This window comes from Amycolatopsis roodepoortensis (assembly GCF_024628825.1).
In the GTDB taxonomy this organism is placed as follows: Bacteria; Actinomycetota; Actinomycetes; order Mycobacteriales; family Pseudonocardiaceae; genus Amycolatopsis; species Amycolatopsis roodepoortensis.
In genome coordinates this window covers 4120641-4138927 of sequence record NZ_CP102415.1, presented here as the reverse complement: position 1 = coordinate 4138927, position 18287 = coordinate 4120641, and the positions used below count along the sequence as shown (strand labels likewise).

The following is an 18287-nucleotide window of genomic DNA, read 5'->3' as shown; positions in this document are numbered from 1 at the left end:
GACTTTAGCGGGCTAATCGCGATCTGGGCGGCCCTCAGGCGAGCCCGGATCGCGATTAGCCCGCTAAACGCAGGTGCTACGGGGTCTTGCGGCCCGGTGAGGTGGTCGGCCGGTTGCGGCGGACGGAGTGCACCACGAACAGCGTGACGAGTAGCGCCACCAGGCCCCCGCCGGTTCCGGCGAGCGCGACGATCATCGGGGCGGGGTCGCGGTCGTTCGCGGGCGGCAGGTCCGCGGGCAGCTGGACCGGCTTCGCTTTGTCCGCCTCCGACGGCACGATCGCCGTCAACGCCGCGATCGGGTCGATGACACCGAAGCCGACGAAGTTGTCCCGTCCGCCCGGCGCCGCAGGGTGCTGCGCCGTCGCCTGGATCCGGGTCATCACCTCACGGGCGTTCAGCTCCGGGAACTTCTGGCGCACAAGCGCGGCCACACCGGCGACGTACGGAGCCGCGAAGCTGGTCCCTTGGATGGGACCAGGATCCTTGCCGCCCTCGATGGTCAGGTTGGCCAGGCTGCTGGACCCCTCTGCGGGATCCAGCGAGATGATCTTGGTGCCCGGCGCGGCGACGCTGACCCACGGCCCGTGGACGCTGAACTGCGCGACACCGCCGGTCTCGTCGATCGCCGCGACCGACAGCACGTCTTCGGAGAACCAAGGCGGAGTGACGATCGTCTTGGGCACCTTGGGGTCCGGTTGATCGTTCTGCACGCATTTGTCGCCGACGTTGCCCGCCGCCGCGACGACGACCACATTGCGATTGACGGCGTAGTTCACCGCCGCTTGAAGCTCCTGCTCGCGCGGAGTGATGGTGCCGGTGGCCGTGCGGCAGTTGTCGACAGACATGTTGATGACGTTGGCGCCCTTGTCGACAGCGCGGACCACAGCCTGCGCGAGTGTGGTCAGCGTGCCCGCGGTCTTGCCCTGCTCCTGCTGACGTCCGCCCTTGTCCTGGCCAGGCGCGGTCCCGTCCGCGGCGCCGCCGACAGCGCCGTTCCCCTGGGAGGACGGCGGTAGCTGCGATCCCGGATTGTTCGACGAGGAAGGGGGAGCCGGGTTGTTGGAAGAAGCCGGCGGCTCTTCCTTCTTCTCGACTTCTTCGTAGTTCTGGCTGGACTGCCGGATCGACAGGATCGTGGCGTCCGGCGCCACCCCTCGGAACCCGATGCTCGAGTCGGGCGGGTTCGCGGCGATGATCCCCGCTACTTCGGTGCCGTGACCATCGCAATCTTCGAGCCCAGGCGGCTTGCCTCCGCCGGGTGTCGCGACGTAGTCACCACCCGATTCGACACGGCCCCCGAAGTACGGGTGCGCGGAGACGCCGGTGTCGATCACGGCGACCTTGATGCCGCCGCCGACCGACTTCTTGGCGCCGCGCATCAGCTGATGCACCTTTTCGATCTGCAGGTACTCCTGGCCCCAAGGCCGGTTCTTGATGTCGACCTGGTCGCCGCCGAGCTTGCTGCGCTGGACGCACTCGGTCTTCTTCTCGTAGGTCTTGTCCGGCTTGCCCGTGTCGGCCGGCTTCTTGGACGGGTCCACCCGGGGCGGGATCGCGTAGTAGCCGCCGGCGTCCGGCGCGATGCTGCTTTGCTGCGCCCACGCGGGAAGAGCCACCGACGCCGGCGAGAGAACACCGATTCCGGCCGCCAGCAGCACCGTTCCGGTACGTGCGGCGAGGCCGAGGTGGCGGACGCGCGTCCCCCTGGACTTCCGCGCTACGGCCATCAGAGCATCATCCGATCGGGTCGTCACTTGAAGTTGAGGTGGCGCAGCGTCGTGTAGAGATCCATGACGCCGAGCGCCAGCGGGAGCACCGTCGCGATGAAGACGGCCTCGAAGATCTCCACCGTCCGCCGCAGCGGCGGCGAGAAGCGCTGGTTCGGGAAGATCACGCCGACCACGAGCGCGCCGGCGCCGATCAGCAGCAGCGCGCCGAACACGAACAGGACGCGGTTCAGCGGGCTCGCCGACCACATCCAGCCGAGCAGGATGCCCGCGCCGGACACCATGCCGGTGGTCAGCAGGGCGATGGCCTGCGCGCCGTTCGCGTACGCCCGCGCCCTGAGGAGCAGGACCAGCGTGGCGATCACGCCGAGGATCGGGCCGAAGACCGTCGGGGAAGTCGAGGCGATGATCGCGAACAGCGCCGTGGCCGCGCCGCAGCCGGTCAGCAGGCCGGTCATGTACTCGTGGGCGACCGCGGTGCGGCGTTCGATGGCGCGGTAGTCCGGGAAGCCCGAGTCTTCCTTGAGCTCCTCGGCGCTGCCGGGGACGTGCGGCGTCGGAAGGGCGGCGAGCTTGATCGTCGCGCGCGGCAGGAGCGAGATGCAGGCCAGCGAGAACGCGGTGGCGCCGGCGGCGATCCCGGCGATCGGGGTGTCGATGAGGGTCGCGGCCAGGAACGTCAGCGCCGAGATCGTGGCCGTCGTGGCGGCCGCGATGAAGGTGGTGATCCCGTGTCCGATGACGAGGATGCAGACCGCCGCCACGATGATCACGAGGGCGCTCGCGAGCAGCAGGTTCGCCCACACGGACAGCCCCGGCACGATGTAGAACCCGCTGACGAAGGCCAGCGGCAGACCGCCCGCGGCGGCGATCAGCACGCCGGTCGCCTCGGCCTGGTAGGCCTTGGCCAGCGTCGCGCCGATGGCGACGCACGCGATCGCGCCGACACCGCCAGCGATCGCGGCGGCGAGCGCGTTGCCGCCGTAGAGCGAGCCGCTGGTGAAGAGCGCGAGGGCCGCGAAGAACAGCGCCAGGCCGCCCGCGATGTGCCCGAAGCGGCGGGCCGTCTCCTTGGTCCACGGACGGAAGCTGTCCGGGGACGACTCGGCGATCGCGTCGACGACGTCGTCGTACAGCGGGGGCGGCGGGTTCTCGTTGCGCTTGCGCAGCTGCAGCAGCTCGCCGTCGACCACGCCGAGGGACGCGAGGGTCCGGCTCGGGTCGAGCGGCGCGTCGCCCAGCTTCGCCAGCGCCCAGCCGCCGTGGCGGGCGCCGCCGTCCGGCGTCGCCTCCTTCGCCATCTCCAACAGCATGGGCAGCAGGTCCGCCACCGCGACGTCAGCCGGCAAAGCCACGTCGATCCGGGTGCGTGGAGCGACCACCGTCACCCTGCTGAATACCGTCGTGCCCGTTGCCACTGCCTTCCCCCTGCCCTGAGAGTCTGCTCCCGGGGGAACCTATACCGAACCCGGGTGCCCACATCATCGACTGTCGGAAAAAGACCGGCAAAAGTAAGAGAGACGACCTCCGGGGGCCCTCCGACCGGCTGCCGGCGCGTCGACTTTAGCGGGCTAATCGTGACGCGACGGAGCCCTGGGCCCTCAGGTGCCCCAGACCCCCGGATCGCGATTAGGGGGCTAAACGCACGTCGGGCGTCTGGGCGCCGGATCGCAGTTAGGCCGCTAAACGCACGTCGGCGGAGCCGGAGCCCTACACTCCCGACATGCGTACGGCCCCGGCCGGGGCCGTTCTCGGCGTTGTCCGGATTTCACCGGCCACGTTCGATAGGTTGTCTCGCGCACCAGTACGCGCACCAACGGTGGCCGCCATCGTCGAGTTTGAAGAGGGGTCCTTCGATGAGCACGCTGCAGTTCAAGAAGTCACCGCGTCTGGCGGCGCCGCGGCCGCCGGGCGGCGAGGTGCATCTCGAACCGCCGCCTGAGGTGCCGCGCACCATCCCGGGCAACATCGTCATGAAGCTGCTTCCCGCGGTGATGATCGTCGCCTCCATCGGCATGATGATCTTCATGTTCACCACCGGTGGACGCAATCCCATGATGATGATGATGGGCGGCATGATGGTGCTCAGCACCGTCGGCATGATGGCAGGCGGCGCGGGCAAGGGCGGCGGCGCCAAAAAGGCCGAGATGGACGAGGACCGCAAGGACTACCTGCGCTACCTCGGCCAGATGCGCGACAGGGCCCGTGAGGCCATGGTCGACCAGCGCGCCGCTCTCGAATGGGTCCACCCCGACCCGCAGACCCTGTGGTCCCTGGCCGCGAGCCGCCGCATGTGGGAACGCCGCCAGAACGACCAGGACTTCCTCCACCTCCGCGTCGGCCGCAGCTCGCACCGCCTCGCGACGCGGCTGGTGCCGCCGCAGACCGGCCCGGTCGACGAACTGGAGCCGATCGCCACGCTCGCGCTGCGCCGGTTCGTCCGCGCGCACTCGATCGTCCCGGACCTGCCGACCCAGATCACCCTCCGCGGTTTCGCCGCGGTCAGCATGCAGGGCGACCGCGGCCTCACCCGTGGCCTCACCCGGGCGATGCTGGCCCAGCTGGTCACCTTCCACAGCCCCGACGACGTCCTCATCGCGGTCGCCACGGCGGGCCGCGCCAAGGAGGAGTGGGAGTGGGCGAAGTGGCTGCCGCACGCCCAGCACCCGGCGCTCGCCGACGGTATCGGCCAGCTGCGGATGATGGCGGGCTCCCTCGCGCAGATCGAGCAGTGGCTCGACGAGGAGCTCCGTGACCGCCAGCGCTTCTCCCGCAACGCGACGCCCGCGCCGGACCAGCCGCACGTCGTCATCGTCGTCGACGACGCCGAGGTCACCCGCGAAGAGCAGATCATCCTCGAAGAGGGTCTGGTCGGCGTCACCCTGATCGACCTTTCCGACTCCATCGGCAACCTCGCGGCCCGTCGTGGTCTGCGGTTGGTCGTCGAGGAAGACCGCCTCGGCGCGCGCAGCGCCGGCGGCGTCGAGTGGTTCGGCCGTCCGGACACGCTGAGCGTGGTCGAGGCCGAAGCGCTGGCACGCCTTCTCGCGCCGTACCGCGTCGGCACCGCCGCGCAGGACGCCGCCGAGGAAGAGCCGCTGCTGTCCAACCCCGGTCTGCTCGAACTGCTGGGCATCCCCGGCGACCCGATGACCTTCGACGTCCAGCAGGCCTGGCGGCCGCGTCCGGTGCGAGACCGCTACCGCGTCCCCTTCGGCGTCGGCGAGTACGGCCAGCCGGTCGAGCTGGACATCAAGGAAGCCGCGATGGAGGGCATGGGCCCGCACGGCCTGTGCATCGGGGCGACCGGTTCCGGTAAGTCGGAGTTCCTCCGCACCCTGGTGCTGGGCATGCTCGCCACGCACTCGTCGAGCACGCTGAACTTCGTCCTCGTCGACTTCAAGGGTGGTGCGACGTTCCTCGGTCTGGACGCCGCGCCGCACGTCTCCGCGGTCATCACCAACCTCGCGGACGAGGTCACGCTGGTCGACCGCATGAAGGACGCGCTGGCGGGCGAGATGAACAGGCGCCAGGAGGCGCTGAAGAACGGCGGTAACTTCAAGAACGTCTGGGAGTACGAGAAGGCCCGCGAGAACGGTGCCGACCTCGACCCGCTGCCCGCGCTCTTCATCGTCTGTGACGAGTTCTCCGAGCTGCTGGCCGCGAAGCCGGACTTCATCGACCTGTTCGTCGCCATCGGCCGTCTTGGCCGGTCGCTGCAGATGCACATGCTCCTCGCGTCGCAGCGGCTGGAAGAGGGCAAGCTGCGCGGTCTCGACTCGCACCTTTCCTACCGCATCGGTCTGAAGACCTTCTCCGCCGCGGAATCCCGCGCCGCGATCGGCGTGCCCGACGCGTTCGAGCTGCCGTCGGTGCCCGGTGGCGGTTACCTCAAGTACGACACCTCGACGCTGGTCCGCTTCAAGGCCTCGTACGTGTCGGGTCCGTACCGTCCCGCGGGCATCAAGGCCGCCGGCCCGGTCGCGACCGTGGTCCGCGCGGACAAGCGCCCGCAGCTGTTCGTCCCGGACTTCGTCGAACTGCCGAAGGAACCGGAGCCGCAGCAGATCGAGGCCGCGCCGGTCGAGGAGGCCAAGTCGGAGGAGGCCGTCGAGCCCAGCGAGCTCGACGTGATCGTCTCCCGGCTGATCGGCCAGGGCCCGCCCGCGCACGAGGTCTGGCTGCCGCCGCTCAAGGAGCCGAACTCGCTCGACACCCTGCTCCCGAACCTGAACCCCACCGACGACCGCGGTCTTTCCCCGGTCGGGTTCTTCGGCAACGGACGGCTCCAGGTGCCGATGGGCATCGTCGACCGACCGTACGAGCAGCGTCGTGACCTGCTGTGGGCCGACTTCTCCGGTGGCGCCGGGCACGGTGTGATCGTCGGCGGTCCGCAGTCGGGCAAGTCGACCATGCTCCGGACGCTGATCATGTCGATGGCGCTGACCCACACCCCCGAGGAGGCGCAGTTCTACGCGCTCGACCTCGGTGGCGGTACGTTGGCCGGTCTCCAGGGCCTGCCGCACGTCGGTGGCGTGGCCGTCGCCCGGCGCGAGCCGGACAAGGCCCGCCGGATCGTGGCCGAGCTGACCACCCTGCTCACCGAGCGGGAAGGCCGGTTCGGTGCGATGGGCATCGACTCGATGAACGAGTTCCGCAACCGCAAGCGGCGGGGCGAGATCAAGCCCGAGGAAGACGCCTTCGGTGACGCCTTCCTGATCGTCGACAACTGGAAGGCGCTGCGGGACGACTTCGACGAGCTGGAGACCTCGATCACCAAGCTCGCCACCCAGGGTCTTTCCTACGGTGTGCACGTCATCATCGCGGCGAACCGGTGGGCGGACATCCGGCCGGCGATCAAGGACATGATCGGTACCCGGTTCGAGCTCCGCCTCGGTGACCCGAGCGAGTCGGACATCGACCGCCGGGTCGCGGTGAACGTCCCGGCCGGGCGCCCCGGCCGCGGTCTCACCAGGGACAAGCTCCACCTGCTGACCGGTCTTCCGCGGATCGACGGATCGAGCAACCCGGACGACGTCGCCGCCGGTGTCGCCGACGCGGTCGCGAAGATCAAGGCCGCGTGGAAGGGCCGCCCGGCGCCGCAGGTCCGCCTGCTGCCCGAGATGGTCACCTACGACGAGGTCCTGTCCATCGACACCAAGCGCAACACGAAGCTGGTGCCGATCGGCGTCAACGAGGAAGACCTCCAGCCGATCTACCTGGACTTCGCGGCCGATTCGCACTTCTACGCGTTCGCGGACGGCGAGTCGGGCAAGACGAACCTGCTGCGCCAGATCACCAGGGGCATCACCGAGCGGTACACGACGCAGGAAGCGGTCATCATCCTCGTCGACTACCGGCGCACGATGCTCGGCTTCATCGGCGGGGACCAGCTGCTCGGCTACGCGGTGTCCGCCGCGCAGCTGGAGAGCATGGTCAAGGACGTGCACGGGTCGATGACCCGGCGCCTCCCCGGTCCGGACGTCACGCAGGAACAGCTCAAGACCCGGTCCTGGTGGACCGGTCCCGAGCTGTTCGTCATCGTCGACGACTACGACCTGGTCGCCACGCAGACGAGCAACCCGCTGAAGCCGCTCGCCGAATTCCTCGCGCAGGCGAAGGACGTCGGTCTGCACATCGTCGTCGTGCGCCGCAGTGGTGGCGCGAGCCGGGCGATGTTCGACCCGATCCTCGGCAAGCTCAGGGAGATCGCGGCGCCCGGTATGGTCATGAACGGCTCGCGGGACGAGGGCAACCTGGTCGCCAACGTGAAGCCGAGCCAGATGCCGCCGGGCCGAGGCAACCTCGTGACCCGGAAGCACGGCAAGCAGCTCATGCAGGTCTCGTGGATCCAGCCGGACTGACCTCCCGCGGAACCAGGTGAGGCAAGGGCCGGGCGTGGGGTGACGACGACGATCTGCGGGAGTGGCTTGTGACAGTGCGGGTAGCGGTGGACTTCGGGACATCGAGCACCTGCGTAGTCGCTTCGATCAACGGCCGCGAGCCGCAGGTCGTCGTGGTGGACGGGCAGCCCTTGATGTCGTCGGCGGTCTACGCCGCGCCGGACGGGACGCTGTTCGTCGGCCAGGAGGCGGAGCGGCAGGCGGCGGTGGATCCGTCGCGCTACGAGCCGAATCCGAAGCGCCGGATCGACGAAGGCGACCTGCTGCTGGGCGACAACGTCCTGCGCGTGACCGACGTCGTCCACGCCGTGCTGAAACGCGCGGTGACCGAGGCGCGGCGGCTCGCCGGCGACGCCGAGGTCGAGCTGCTCGTGCTGACCCATCCCGCCGATTGGGGCGCGACCCGCACCCGGCTGCTCCGGCAGGCGGCGAGCGGGCTCGCGCGTCAGGTCGCGCTCGTGCCGGAGCCGGTCGCCGCGGCGGTCTATCACGCGGCGACGTTCGCCCCGGCCGACCTCAATTCCGAACGCACCGTCGAGTTCAGCGGCCGCCCTGGCGACGCGCTGGCGGTCCTCGACCTCGGCGGCGGCACCGTCGACGTCTCCGTGGTGCAGCGCATGCCCGGCAGCCCGGCGGATCGCAGTTCGCCCGCTAAACGCGCCGGGTTCCAGGTGCTGGCCACCCGGGGCGATCCGAGCTTCGGGGGAGCGGACGTCGACCAGGCGCTCCTGGAGCACGTGGGTTCGCTGGTGTCGTCGGCCGACCCGCCGGAATGGCGGAAGCTCGTCGAGGGCCGCGAGCTCACGGACAGACGGCGGCGCCGGGTGCTGCGGCAGGACGTGCGCGGCGCGAAGGAGACGCTCTCGCGGCACGCGTACACCGACGTCCCGATGCCGCCGCCGTTCGCCGACGCGCATGTGACCCGGGAAGACCTCGAGCGGCTCATCGCGGGCCCGCTCGGCCGCGCGGTCGAGCTGACCGTGGCCGCGATCGGCGATTCCGGGCTGCGGCCGAAGCAGCTGACGGCGATCTTCCTCGTGGGCGGGTCGAGCCGGATCCCGATGGTGTCCCGGCTGGTGCACGAGCGGACCGGTGTCGTACCGACGACCCTGGATCAGCCGGAGACCGTGGTCGCCCGAGGTGCCCTGCGCGCGGTGCTGATCGACCCGGACCGGACGGGTTCCCTCGCGGGTTCGGCGGTCTCCCGGGCCGGCGGCGGTCCCGCTCCCGTCGACCGGCGTCCCGAGGCCCCACGCCCCCCGTTCCCTCCCGGCCCGCCCCCGCAGAGCGCGTTTAGCCCGCTAAACGCGACGCGGCAGCAGGGGCCGCCGTCGCCTCCGATGGGACAGCAGGGGATAGCGGCACCCCCGCCGCCGTGGCGGCCGGGTGAGCCCGCCAGGGAGCCCAAGGCCGCCGAGAGCGGCGGGAAGAACAAGAAGCTGCCTTGGATCATCGCGGGGGCCGTGGTGGCCGTCGCGGCGGTTGTCGGAGGCATCCTCTTCGCCGTCAACAGCGGGGAGGCCGAGCCGGAGGGCCGCACGCTCGCCCAGTACGACTACCGCTTCATCGCGCCGCCGGACTGGACACAGACCGACGACCGCGTCGCCAAGCGTCAGGTGGTGATCCACCCCAGCGAATCCCTCACCGGCGACGACCTCGTGGTCGCCCAGGAGAACGTGATGGACTACGACGCGACGGCCGACAGACAGCGGCTCGTCGACGAACTCGCCGCGCTGGCGCGGCTGGAGCCGGACAAGTACAGCGGCTTCAACGGCAACGCGCAGTACGCCGGCAAGACCGTCATCTACTACCGCGAGACCAAACCGAGCGCGCGCGTCGACTGGTACGTCGTCGCGCAGGGAAAGACTCGCGTCCACATCGGGTGCCAGTACGGCACCGGCTCACCGCTCGAACAGCGCGTGAGCGCGGCCTGCGAGCAGGTCGTCAAGACGATGGTGGTCATCAACTGAAGGGGGAGGCATATGCCACCCGAACCCGAGACCGCCGCCGAACACTTCGCGCGTACAGGGCGCGACGCGGTCACCTATGCGCGGCAGGTCGCCCGCACGGCCAAGGCGCGTTACGAACGCCGCCGGGGCGAGAACGCCGAACTGGCGAAGCAATTCGGCAAGGGGCGGCTCGCGGGCGGCGAGACCGCGCCGACCCCCGCCGCCCTCCGGAACGCCGCGAAAAGGTTCCGCGTGGGCGCCGGTCTTCCGGTTCCCGCGTTGCCCTCCGCGGCGGACTTGGTTCCCCTTCGGCCAGAACCGGCGCCCCGACGGCCACGTGTGGGTGACGACGACGAGGACTTTTCGCAGTCGCGAATCATGAGCCGCGGCGATTGAGCCGCCTGTGTGCGTTCGCTAAATCGCGTGGTGAGAGCCATTTTCTCCGCGGGAAACGCAGCGCGCGCGCCGGGTTCCCGCGTCCGGTTCCCGCCGGGAGCGTTAACGCAAGCAACTACTTGAAACCAACGAGCGACAAGAGGGAACCAGACGTGGCAGTGTCTCCGTCGTAGGTCCGTACCAAACGAACTTCACCAAGTACGGATAACCACGAACGAAGGGGGTAGCTCCCATGGCTGGCGGTTTTCAGGGGAATGTCGAGCAGTTCACCCAGGCTGAGAAGCGGGTGACCGAGGTTCGCGTTTCGATGGACCAGAACCTGAGCAAGCTTCGCGACAACATCGAGGCCACCCGCGCGGGCTGGACCGGCGACGCCTCGATCGCGTTCAACAACGTGATGAAGCGCTTCGACGAGGCGGGCCGTGGGCTCAACCAGGCCCTCCAGAACATCGGTGACCTGCTCGAGCAGGCCGGCTCGAAGTACAACGCTTCCGAGCAGCAGCAGCAGGAACTCATCAACTCGGTCAACAAGGGCTTCGGCGTCCTCGGCTGATCTGGCTCCACCCCGCAACAATCCGAGACTTTTCTTTAATCACTGGAGGAATTCATGGGCGAGATGAAGGTCGATTACGCCACGATCCACGCGGCGGCCGACGACTGCAAGAGCACCGGTGGCGAGCTGGAGTCCCTCTTCGGTCAGCTGAAGAGCGACCTCGCTCCGCTGGTCAACACCTGGCAGGGTGACGCGCAGACCGCGTACATCGCCGCGCAGACCGAGTGGGACAACAAGTTCGAGGAGCTCAAGCAGCTGCTCGCGCAGGTCGCCGGCGTGCTGCCGCAGCTGGCCGACGGTTACCAGGCCACGGAACAGGGCGTCACCGGCCTGTTCTGAGTCTTCCGGCTCCGAACGAGCAACGGCGGGCAGGCATCTTCGGATGCCGAGCCCGCCGTTTCGTTTGTGTCAAAGGAAAAGCCGCGACGGGATCCGTCGCGGCTTTTCCTGTCCGGTCGCGGGGTCAGTGCGGCGCGCCGACCTCGAATTCCGGGCTGGTGTTCAGCACCCGGACGGTGACCTTCTTCTGCTGCCCCGAAAGGTCGATCGAGCAGTCGAACGTGGTGCCGTTCTCCACCGGTTGGCCGGAAGGACAGCTCACGTTCTTCACGTCCGGCTCCCCGTAGTGCTCGCTGAGCACACGGACGACACCGTCCTGGACCGACTTCTGGTCGAGCGTGTCGCCCGAGAACGCGCCGAGCAGCCAGGCACCGACGCCGCCCGCGATCACGACGGCCGCCGCGACCCCGCCGATCAGCAACGTCTTCTTGGACGCCTTGGGCTTCTTCGGCTCCGCCCCGAAAGCACCGAGCCCGCCGTACTGGGAAGACTGTGCCTGCTGGGCGGGCTGGAACCCGCCGCCGTACTGTCCCTGCGGGGGAGCGCTCGGAACCTGTTGCTGCGCCTGCCAATCCTGCTGCTGCGGCACAGGCTGCTGCTGCGGTTGCTGCCACGCCGTACCGGGCGCGGGGGCGCCGCTTTGCTGCCAGGGCCCGGAAAAGGAGCCGGTGACGCCGGGCTGCTGCTGCCACTGCCCCGTATAGGAACCGGTGGTCGCCGCGTTCGGGTCGTTCTGCTGCCACTGCCCGGCGTGCGGTCCGGTGGCCTGGCCTTCCTGTTGCCAGCCCTGCTGCTGGTTCGCGGGATTCGCGGGCGGCTGCCACCACTGCTGCGGCTGCTGTTCGGGGGGCTGGCTCATCGGTGGTCACCTCGGGACTTCGGGAACTTCACGGCGTCGGGACGAAAGCGGGCCATGGCTCAGACGCCCTTCAACTCGCTGAAGCGGCGGTTGAAATCGTCCTTGGCCGCCTTGTCCGGCAGCACGGTGATCTGCGAGGCGTCGGGCAGCTTGGGCAGATCCTGCGCGCTCGCCTTGCCGGTGAAGCGGAAGTCGTAGCGCAGCTCGATCTTGTGCCCGCCGCCCTCGATCTTGGCGTCCATCACGATCTGGTTCAGCGTGCCGTCCGAGTTGAGGGAGACGGTGGTGTGCACCGGCGCCTTCTTCATCTCGGCCGTGACCGCCCCGCTGATCGACGGCGGCAGGATCTCCACCCGCCGTTCCATGAACTTCCCGAACGGGATGTCCGCGGTCAGCTCGATCCGGTTCTCCGGAAGGCTTTTGGCGCCCTTCACGATCTTCTTGTCCGCGTTGTAGGACACGGCGATCGCGTCGGCCATCTTGCAGGCGGTGATGATCCCGACCCAGGCGCACGGGATCGCCAGCCCCGCCTCCGACTTCGGCATCGAGACCCAAGGTGTCGGGGCGAGGCTCTTGTAGACGGGGCCGAGGTACACGTACTCGACGGTCCCGTCGGCGGGGGTGTACCAGTCGATGCTGTCGTCCGGGTTCTTCTGCGAGCGCTGACGGCTGACCCGGCCCTCCGGCGAACCGGTGCGGGCCGAGGAGATCGTGCTCCGGATGTACTTCTCGTCGAACCGGAAGTACGCGCCCGACTCGCTGGTGACGTCGCGCTGCTGGCCGATGGTGTCCTGGAGCTTGTTCATCGCCGTTTCGAACTTCGTGCCGACGTAGGTCGCCGCGTCGTCACCCTTCGGCACGGCGGTGCCCGCCCGCCCCTGGCCGCAGGCGGTGGTGAGGGCCAGCACGGCGCTCAGCACGCACAAGATGGTCGTTGGACGTTTGTTCATCGCCGTTCCCCTGAATCGAGTCCCCGCGCGCGGTGCGCGTCCGGATCGTCTCATCCTCTCCCGCGAAGGACGATGCCGTGGGCGGTTCCGCCACACCGGCGGGGTACAGTTGCGGGGCGCCCGCCGGGCGCCGGTCCTAGTATGGGACCCCGGACCGACCCCCGCTTCGCAGTAGGGTCGGGCGTGGGGGTATCTTCATATGTCGTTGTGCGCTGCGGCGCGTAAGCGCTAGGCCCGCACAGAACCCACACGCAATGTTGACGACGAGGTAGACCCTTGCCCACGTACAGCCCCAAGCCCGGCGACGTCACTCGTGCCTGGCACGTGATCGACGCCGAGGATGTCGTGCTCGGCCGGCTCGCGACCGAGGTCGCCACGCTGCTGCGCGGCAAGCACAAGCCGACCTACGCCCCGCACGTGGACACCGGTGACTTCGTCATCATCGTCAACGCCGAGAAGGTCGCGCTCACCGGTAACAAGCGCGAGCAGAAGTTCGCGTACCGGCACAGCGGTTACCCCGGTGGTCTGCGTAAGCGCTCCTTCGGCGAACTGCTCGACACCAAGCCCGAGCACCTGCTCGAGAAGGTCGTCAAGGGCATGCTCCCGAAGAACAAGCTCGGCCGCGCCCAGGCGAAGAAGCTCAAGGTCTACGCCGGTGCCGAGCACCCGCACGCCGCGCAGCAGCCGCAGGCGCGCGAGATCACCAAGATCGCGCAGGTCGCGCAGTGAGTGAGGAACAGTCTGTGACCAGCACCGAGACCGAGGCCGTCGAGGCTGTCGCGACCACGGAGACCGCTCCGGTCGGCGACGCCGTCGCGACCAGCGAGACCCCCGCCGCCCCGCGTCCGTCGCGTGCCGCCGGTGGCAACGCCCAGACCGTCGGCCGCCGCAAGGAAGCCGTCGTCCGGGTGCGCGTCGTTCCCGGTACCGGTGAGTTCAAGCTCAACGGCCGCACGCTCGAAGAGTACTTCCCGAACAAGGTGCACCAGCAGCTCATCCGTGAGCCGCTGGTGACGGTCGACAAGCCCGACTCGTTCGACATCTTCGCCAACCTGCACGGTGGCGGGATCTCGGGCCAGGCCGGCGCGCTCCGTCTGGCGATCGCCCGTGCGCTCGTCGAGGTCGACGCCGACGACCGCCCGGCCCTGAAGAAGGCCGGCTTCCTGACCCGTGACGCCCGCGCCACGGAGCGGAAGAAGTACGGCCTCAAGAAGGCCCGTAAGGCTCCGCAGTACAGCAAGCGCTGATCGCGCCTCTGGCGCAACCCGCGGAAGCGCCCATCCGTCTCTCGGATGGGCGCTTCCGTGTTTCCGGGGTCCTTCGGTCCCCGCTCGCCCCCAGCCCCACCCGTCACACCCGCCCCATGCGCCCCACCCGTGTCACGTTTAGCCCGCTAAAGTCGCGCGCGTCGCGATTAGCCCGCTAAAGGCGAAGCCGGGGGCGCGGGGAGACGGGCAGGGGGACTGGCTAGGTTGTCGTGGTGGTTTTTCAAGGAGGTCGACAGATGGCACGTCTATTCGGTACCGACGGCGTACGTGGCCTCGCCAACGAGGAGCTGACCCCGGAGCTGGCGCTCTCGCTCGCCGCCAGCGCCGCCCGCGTCCTCGCGGCTCACGACCGTTCGCACCGCCCGGTCGCCGTCGTCGGCCGTGACCCGCGCGCCAGCGGCGAGATGCTCGAGGCCGCCGTCGTGGCGGGCCTCACGTCCGCGGGCGCCGACGTGCTCCGCCTCGGCGTCCTCCCGACGCCCGCCGTCGCGTACCTGGTCGGCGCGCTCGAAGCGGATCTCGGCGTGATGATCTCCGCCTCCCACAACCCCATGCCCGACAACGGCATCAAGCTTTTCGCGGCGGGTGGCCACAAGCTGCCGGACGGGATCGAGGACGAGATCGAAGCCGGTCTCGCCGCTCCCGTCACCCGCCCGACCGGTATCGGCGTCGGCCGGGTGAAGGACGTCCCCGACGCGGGTGACCGCTACGTCGAGCACCTGCTGTCGGCCACCCCGCACCCCCTCGCGGGCCTGCGCGTCGTCGTCGACTGCGCGAACGGCGCCTCCTCCTTCGCCGCTCCCGAGGTGTACCGCAAGGCCGGCGCCGAGGTCATCGCCATCCACGCCGACCCGGACGGCGTGAACATCAACGAGCACTGTGGGTCGAATCACCCGGAAGCGTTGCGCGCCGCCGTCGTCGAGCACGGCGCCGACCTCGGGATCGCGCACGACGGCGACGCCGACCGCTGTGTCGCCGTCGACGCCGCCGGTGAGCTCGTCGACGGCGACCAGATCATGGCCGTCCTCGCGCTCGCCCTCGCCGAGACCGGTGAGCTGACGAAGAACACCCTGGTCGCGACCGTGATGAGCAACCTCGGGCTCCACCTGGCGATGCGCGCGCACGACATCAACCTCGTCACCACCGCCGTCGGCGACCGCTACGTCCTCGAGGAGCTCCGCGCGAGCGGGTTCGCGCTCGGCGGCGAGCAGTCGGGCCACGTCGTCCTTCCCGCCTACGCGACCACCGGCGACGGCCTCCTCACCGCGCTGCGTGTGATGAGCCGCATGGCGTCGACCGGCAAATCGCTCGCCGAGCTCGCCGCGGTCATGAACCGCCTGCCGCAGGTGCTGGTGAACGTCCCGGTGGCGGACAAGGCGGCGGTCGCCGTCTCGGCCGCGGTCCGCGACGCCGTCGGCGCCGTCGAGGCCGAACTCGGCGAGGAAGGCCGTGTCCTGCTGCGCCCGTCGGGCACCGAGCAGCTGGTCCGGGTCATGGTCGAGGCCACCGCGCACGACACCGCACAGGCGGCAGCGGACCGGCTCGCGGGAGTCGTCTCCTCCGCCTCGTAACCCCTCTCACGATCTCCCCAAGTCGCTGCGCCGGTGTTACCGGCCCGGTACATTCCGTGTGCGGATACCTAGGGGAGGGTGACGGTGGCCGGTAAAGGGCACAAGGTCGATCCAGCGCAGCTGAACGAGGCAGCGAAGGTCTTGCAGGACTTGCCCAAGCAGGCCTGCGAAGGGCCGATCGGGGCGGTCGAGCAGATCAACCTGAGCGCGGCGAGTTTCGGCCCGGCGCACGGGGACTGCTTCAGCGGGTACTCCGCGAGCATCCAGCGCCTGGCGAAGTGCGCGCGCAGTTATCTCGCGGCTTCGGACGAGTTCGGCCGCAAGCTCGCGGCGTCCAAGGACCTCTACCAGTCCAATGAGGACTCCAACGCCGCCGAGATGAGGAAGCACTGATGCCTCTCGCGGACGTCGGTGGCGACACCGGGCACGACATTCCCAGCCGGGCCGAAGTCGAGAAGATCCTCAACGACCCGAACATCGATCGCGACACCAAACGCGAGCTCGCCCTCAACTACATCGACTACATCGAGGACGAGACGCCGGAAAGCTGCGGGTTCGCCAGCGAAGCCGAGCGGAACGGCTTCCGGGACTACATCAAGTCGATGAACGGTGACTGGATCACCGAGGGCGACCTCAACCTCAATGACGGTTCCCTGGTAGAGGTCCAGGCGGCTTACAAGACCGCGCACGAGAAGTACGACGCGAACCAGGCCGCGGGGCGGCAGGGTGATCGCGACGCGCTGAACCGGGACGCGGCGAAGACCCAGGAAATCGCCGGGCGCGCCACCGAGACGGACCCGGGCTGCGCGAATTCGAACGACATCATGGTCCCCGGCCTGTCGGGGTTCAAGGTCTACGAGATCTTCCACCCGCTCTACGTCCGCGCGCTGAGCCTGGCGGGTGGCGGAGCGGCGGTTTCCCTCAGCGAGCTTCAGCGGCTGTACCACGAGCAGGACAACATCCCGTTCAACCTCTTCAAGACGAGCGCGGAGGAGCTGACCGCGGTCGGCGCGGCCGTCACCGGGTCCGCGCAGGACGTCTCCGGAAAGCTGGGGAATTCGCTCGGCACCTGGGAAGGCGCCGCGGCCGAACAGGCGCGCGCCTACCAGAAGGCCTATTCGGACAAGACCGGTCTGGTCGCCGAAGCCTTCAAGGCCGCGGGTGACGGTCTGCTGCGGACCACCGCTTCGGTGGGCAAGTTCTGCCGCGAAAAGGTCGAGTGGCTGCAGAAGTGGTTCACCGACAACATCGACGGTGCGACGGCGCAGGACATCGAGCGGATCATCCGCATCGCCGACGGCTCGTGCAGCCACAACGACATCGTCCATTGCATCAAGTTCCTGAGTATCGACGCCAAGAACGCCTACAACAAGGACTGGGGCGACATCGACCAGAGCACCATCGACGAGGTCCTCAAACCTCAGGCGGTGGCCTGGCTGAAGAACGTCTTCCTCGGCTGGTTCGGCAAGCACATCGAGAACTTCCAGCTGGTGTGCAAGAACACGCGCGACGCGATCAACGGCGCGTGGAAGGCGTACTTCGATTCGCTGGGCCAGGTGGTCGAGAATCCGTTCGCGGATCTGGGCAAGACCCCGGAAACGGGCGGCGAGAAGCCCGTCGAAAAGCCGGTCGAGAAGGGCGGTGGCGGCCCGCCCGCCAGTGGTGGCGGCGGCCCGTCGCCCGGTGCTGGTGGCGGCCCCGGGCGCATGACGCCGAGCAACACCGTGCTCCCGGAGCCGGAAAAGCCCGAAGTTCCCGGCCAGGAGAAGAACCCGGTCACGGACAAGCCGCTCGACCTCGACCCGGCCACCGGCCAGCCGTATCCGATCGACCCCCGCACGGGTGAGGCGATCAAGAACGGCACTGACGCCGTGCGGCCGGAGCCGGTGACGGTCGAGCAGGGCGACCGCAAGATCTCCATGGCCGAGCCCGGCCCCGACGGGAAGATGGGCATCTCCGTCCAGGACGGCACCGGCCAGGTCAAGGACTACGACCTCGACTTCGGCGACGGCAAGGCCACGCCGGACGCGGCGGGCGGACCCGCGCCCCGGGACGGCGCCGAACAGCTTCCGCCGGCGACACCTGGCCCGGACGGCAAGATCCACATCGAGGACGGCGGCCTCAAGATCACCGCGGAACGGCCGAACGGTCCCGACGGGCCGACGCTGGTGACCGTCGACGACGGTTCGGGACAGCCGTCGAAGTACACGTTGGGCGAGGACGAGTCCGCGGGTGGCCGTCACGCGAGCCAGGACTCCGCACCGCAGCCTGCCGGAAGGCATGCCGCGACACAGCCTGTCGAAGAGCAGGCTGTTCGCTCGCACGACGGCACGTCCGGTGGGGCCGGCGGCGGAGCACCCGCGCCCGGTCAGCAGACCGAACCGGTGGTGGCGGCCGCGGACGGCGACTCCGAATCGACGACCGCCCAGTCGCTGAGCGACCCGTTCGAAGGCGGGGACAACGGTCTTGGTGACACGTCGGATCCGGCTGGGACCGGTGGCGGCGGGGCCGCTCCCTCGACGTCGTCCGGGCTCGGCTCCGCTCCGGGAGGGGGCGCCCAAGATCCGGCCGCGGCCGGTGCGGGGATGATGGGCGGAATGGGCATGATGGGCGGCGGCGCGGCCGGAGGCGGGCAAGGTTCCGGCGAAGACCAGCAGCGCACGTCCAGCGGATACCGGGTCGACGGGGGCCTGTTCGACACCGCGACGACGACGGGCAGCCGGATCAGCGGCTCGCTCGACGACGACGGCGTCATCGGCTTCCGTTAAGG

The 18287-nt window shown here is 69.2% G+C and carries 14 protein-coding genes; 10 read left to right on the top strand and 4 right to left on the bottom strand.

The annotated features are described in order from the left end of the window. Nucleotides 1-76: 76 nt before the first annotated feature. Together mycP and eccD are read right to left on the bottom strand one after the other, a co-directional pair. Nucleotides 77-1729: a type VII secretion-associated serine protease mycosin gene (gene mycP / locus NQK81_RS19320; RefSeq protein WP_257489256.1), complete on the bottom strand. Its 1653-nt coding sequence runs from the start codon at nt 1727-1729 to the stop codon at nt 77-79. 23 nt (nt 1730-1752) lie between these two features. After that, complete coding sequence (gene eccD, locus NQK81_RS19315; RefSeq protein ID WP_126733359.1) at nt 1753-3117, bottom strand: type VII secretion integral membrane protein EccD; 1365 nt, start codon at nt 3115-3117, stop codon at nt 1753-1755. A gap of 468 nt (nt 3118-3585) precedes the next feature. Here eccD and eccCa point away from each other — a divergent pair, with 468 nt between their 5' ends. From eccCa to NQK81_RS19290, 5 genes are all read left to right on the top strand, one after another. Then, a complete protein-coding gene (gene eccCa / locus NQK81_RS19310; protein WP_257489255.1) occupies nt 3586-7593 on the top strand; it encodes a type VII secretion protein EccCa in 4008 nt (1335 codons plus the stop codon). A 68-nt stretch (nt 7594-7661) separates the two neighbouring features. After that, nucleotides 7662-9602 carry a type VII secretion-associated protein gene (locus NQK81_RS19305; protein WP_257489254.1) on the top strand — a complete coding sequence of 647 codons (1941 nt, stop codon included), beginning with the start codon at nt 7662-7664 and terminating at the stop codon, nt 9600-9602. 12 nt (nt 9603-9614) lie between these two features. Further along, nucleotides 9615-9977 (top strand): hypothetical protein, encoded by a 363-nt coding sequence (locus NQK81_RS19300; protein WP_126733362.1) that lies wholly within the window; start codon nt 9615-9617, stop codon nt 9975-9977. 232 nt (nt 9978-10209) lie between these two features. After that, on the top strand, nt 10210-10530 hold the full coding sequence (locus tag NQK81_RS19295; protein WP_091597926.1) for a WXG100 family type VII secretion target: 321 nt from the start codon (nt 10210-10212) through the stop codon (nt 10528-10530). Between the two features lie 54 nt (nt 10531-10584). Continuing rightward, the gene (locus tag NQK81_RS19290; protein WP_125679971.1) at nt 10585-10869 is read left to right on the top strand and encodes a WXG100 family type VII secretion target; all 285 of its coding nucleotides are present in this window, start codon (nt 10585-10587) and stop codon (nt 10867-10869) included. 124 nt (nt 10870-10993) lie between these two features. On the opposite strand, the gene NQK81_RS19285 is transcribed toward NQK81_RS19290, so the two are convergent. Further along, a complete protein-coding gene (locus tag NQK81_RS19285) occupies nt 10994-11728 on the bottom strand; it encodes a DUF4333 domain-containing protein (RefSeq protein WP_257489253.1) in 735 nt (244 codons plus the stop codon). Between the two features lie 59 nt (nt 11729-11787). Beyond that, a complete protein-coding gene (locus tag NQK81_RS19280) occupies nt 11788-12678 on the bottom strand; it encodes a hypothetical protein (RefSeq protein WP_126733364.1) in 891 nt (296 codons plus the stop codon). Between the two features lie 276 nt (nt 12679-12954). Between NQK81_RS19280 and rplM the strand changes: the two genes are divergently transcribed. The 5 genes from rplM (at nt 12955) to NQK81_RS19255 (ending at nt 18285) form a co-directional block, all read left to right on the top strand. Beyond that, nucleotides 12955-13407, top strand: coding sequence for a 50S ribosomal protein L13 (gene rplM, locus NQK81_RS19275; protein WP_005166833.1), 453 nt, complete (start codon nt 12955-12957; stop codon nt 13405-13407). Nucleotides 13408-13421: 14 nt separating this feature from the next. After that, on the top strand, nt 13422-13925 hold the full coding sequence (gene rpsI / locus NQK81_RS19270) for a 30S ribosomal protein S9 (RefSeq protein ID WP_034304312.1): 504 nt from the start codon (nt 13422-13424) through the stop codon (nt 13923-13925). A 257-nt stretch (nt 13926-14182) separates the two neighbouring features. Beyond that, nucleotides 14183-15517: a phosphoglucosamine mutase gene (gene glmM / locus NQK81_RS19265; RefSeq protein WP_257489252.1), complete on the top strand. Its 1335-nt coding sequence runs from the start codon at nt 14183-14185 to the stop codon at nt 15515-15517. An 84-nt stretch (nt 15518-15601) separates the two neighbouring features. Beyond that, nucleotides 15602-15910, top strand: coding sequence for a type VII secretion target (locus NQK81_RS19260; RefSeq protein ID WP_126736594.1), 309 nt, complete (start codon nt 15602-15604; stop codon nt 15908-15910). Beyond that, nucleotides 15910-18285 carry a hypothetical protein gene (locus NQK81_RS19255; RefSeq protein WP_257489251.1) on the top strand — a complete coding sequence of 792 codons (2376 nt, stop codon included), beginning with the start codon at nt 15910-15912 and terminating at the stop codon, nt 18283-18285. The genes NQK81_RS19260 and NQK81_RS19255 overlap by 1 nt, the downstream gene beginning before the upstream one ends. The last annotated feature ends 2 nt before the right edge of the window (nt 18286-18287 follow it).